General features: G+C 51.9%; 1 protein-coding gene. It reads right to left on the reverse strand.

What is annotated here, in order from left to right; all coding sequences use genetic code 11:
• Positions 1-2,515 (reverse strand): Tn3-like element Tn3 family transposase (locus PG887_RS22075; protein WP_063099935.1); only part of this gene is annotated, 2,515 nt, incomplete at its 3' end.
• Positions 2,516-2,554: the final 39 nt, after the last annotated feature.

A 2,554-nucleotide genomic window follows, 5' to 3' on the forward strand; every position in this document is an offset into this window, starting at 1 on the left:
CCTGTACTTTGCCCAGCTTCAGGGAGCCAGCGGTCCGGATCATTTCGTCCCACTGAAGGACTATTTTTCGGGGATCTGATTGCCCTCTGGCAATATCATTCAGCACGCCATAGTCGGCATCATGGTCCATTCGCCAGAAAACCGAAGCACCGGCATCAGCCAGGCGTGGAGAAAACTGGTATCCCAGCAGCCAGAAAAGGCCAAAGACAAGTTCGCTGGCACCTGCTGTATCGGTCATAATTTCGGTTGGATTCAGCCCGGTCTCCTGTTCCAGAAGACCTTCCAGCACAAAGATAGAGTCCCTCAGCGTCCCCGGTATAACGATGCCATGAAAGCCGGAATACTGATCGGACACAAAGTTGTACCAGGTGATCCCTCTGTTATTACCAAAGTATTTGCGGTTCGGTCCGGCATTGATTGTTCTGACTGGCGTAACAAAGCGCATTCCATCTGCAGATGCCACTTCTCCTCCACCCCATATCTGTGCCAGTGGCAGCGTTGCCTGAAAATCAACCAGTCTGGCATTAGCGCTGGTGATAGTTTCAGCCCGCAGATAGTTCGCTTTTGTCCAGTTCAGCCGGTGTCGGGTCAGTGCAGGAACATTTGATCTGATCAGTGGTTCCAGACCGATATTGCAGGCTTCAGCCATCAGCACGGCGCTGATGCTGACGGGCAGATCATCAACTCTGGCACTGGCTTCACTAGCATGGAAAAACTCATCAGCAAATCCGGTATGGGCGTTAATTTCGAGCAGCAACTCCGTTAAATCCACCGGAGGGAGTAGATCACTGATCATTTTGCTCAGTCGTTTCAGACTGTCCGGCTCATCAAGACTGGCGAGGGGAGAAATTGTCAACCGGGGCTTCGGGCCAGAAACATCGAGTTCGACAGCCTCATTTTCGCAAAGACGTGCAGCAACCTGTCTGTAACGACTATCAAGCTGATGACCCAGAGATTTTATTGCTTCCTGCGGGTCTGTCGGGTGCCCCAAAGAACGATAAACCTTAATCCGGTTTGCCTGCCAGTCAGCACCCTGTAGTAATCTTGCACGAGGATCTCCCCACCGGTTACTGCCGGTAACGTAGACATCCCTCCGCCTCAGACTATCCTGCAGTTTACTGAGAAAGCAGAGCGTGTATCCCCTGCGGGTGATATGTTTTTCCTTGTTAATCACCAGCCGTTTCCATGACCGACTGATAATTTCCGTTGGTGCGTCGTCAAAAAACTGCCGCCGTGAGCTGAACTCCCGGCTGAGGTAGTCACAGGCATTCAGAGTGGTAACCCCGGCAGGTGCGGATGAAAATTTAACGGTATTCAGCAGATGGGGCAGGAAACGACGAACGCGCCCGTACTGCTCCACCATTTCTTCATGAAAATTATCGTCTGAGGGCCGGGCAATTTCACGGACAAGCGTGATGATTTCAGCCAGCTTTTGCCTTGGGATGTAGCTGAACACCTCAGCACGAATCGATTCGTCCGGTGTTTCTTCTTTCAGCAGGTACGAACATGCGCTGGCGAGCGCCAATGCAGATTTATCCAGATCCTTCAGCGAGCGGAGCCGTTTTTTCTGCCCAATCTTTCTGGCGTCACGGATGATAACGGCCAGCATGGCGTCCAGAACGTCCAATGCATCATCCAGCGCCAGCGTTTCCCATGCAAGGACAAAGGCAACCAGAACCGCCATCCTTTTCTGCGGTGACATCCTGGCAATATTGAACACCGAAGTCATACCAGCATAACGTGCGAGATTTTTCAGGCGCACAGCCGGGAGTGTACTCAGGTTTTCAGCATGCAGGCCAAAATCGTTCAGAGTTTTCCAGCGTTCAATTGCTTCATTAAACGCCGGACCACTGATGGTCACAGGGCCCTTTTTCAGTGATTCCAGTAAAGACAGGCGGCTGCAATCAGTTGGCCCCAGCAGCATCTCCAGCTGTGAACGCTGTTCGGCTGACGGTATCAGTGCCAGTTTGTTCCACAGGCGCAACGTCGCCTTTTCCCTTACCTCTGAAATCAACCGGGTCAGCGTAGTGGCTCCGGGGAGAATAATACGATGTTGCATAAGCCACCCTGTCGCCAGATCGAAAAGCAGGCCAGGACGTTCGTTGCTTATCCAGCTCCGGGTATATAAAAGACGGGTAAGGCGAAATGTCCAGGGCCAGGCAAATTCACGATACTGATAGTGCTGACGTATCAGCGCTGCATGCTCACGGCGGGTATTTTCCCTCTGACCGTATTCTGCAAGAACGGTGATATCACGAATCCCGAGCTGTCTGGCGGTAAAATGCCGGACGCCGGAAGGAATATGATTCATATCGGTGAGGAAGGTGCCCAGAAAACGGACACATCCAATTTGCAGGGCAATGCCCAGACGGTTGTGATCACCTCTGCTTTTTCCGATAAATTCCTTGTCTGCTTCATCAAGGTGAAAATATCGTGCCAGCTGAAGCTCATCCGGTTCACCGGTGAATCTGCCATAGCTTTCAGTCTGCTCAGTGGTCAGAAAGTCAACGGGCATATCGGCCTCCCTGCCTGACGGGCATTTAGTAACATTTTT

Source organism: Aeromonas sp. QDB14 (assembly GCF_027707845.1).
GTDB classification, from domain to species: Bacteria; Pseudomonadota; Gammaproteobacteria; order Enterobacterales; family Aeromonadaceae; genus Aeromonas; species Aeromonas caviae.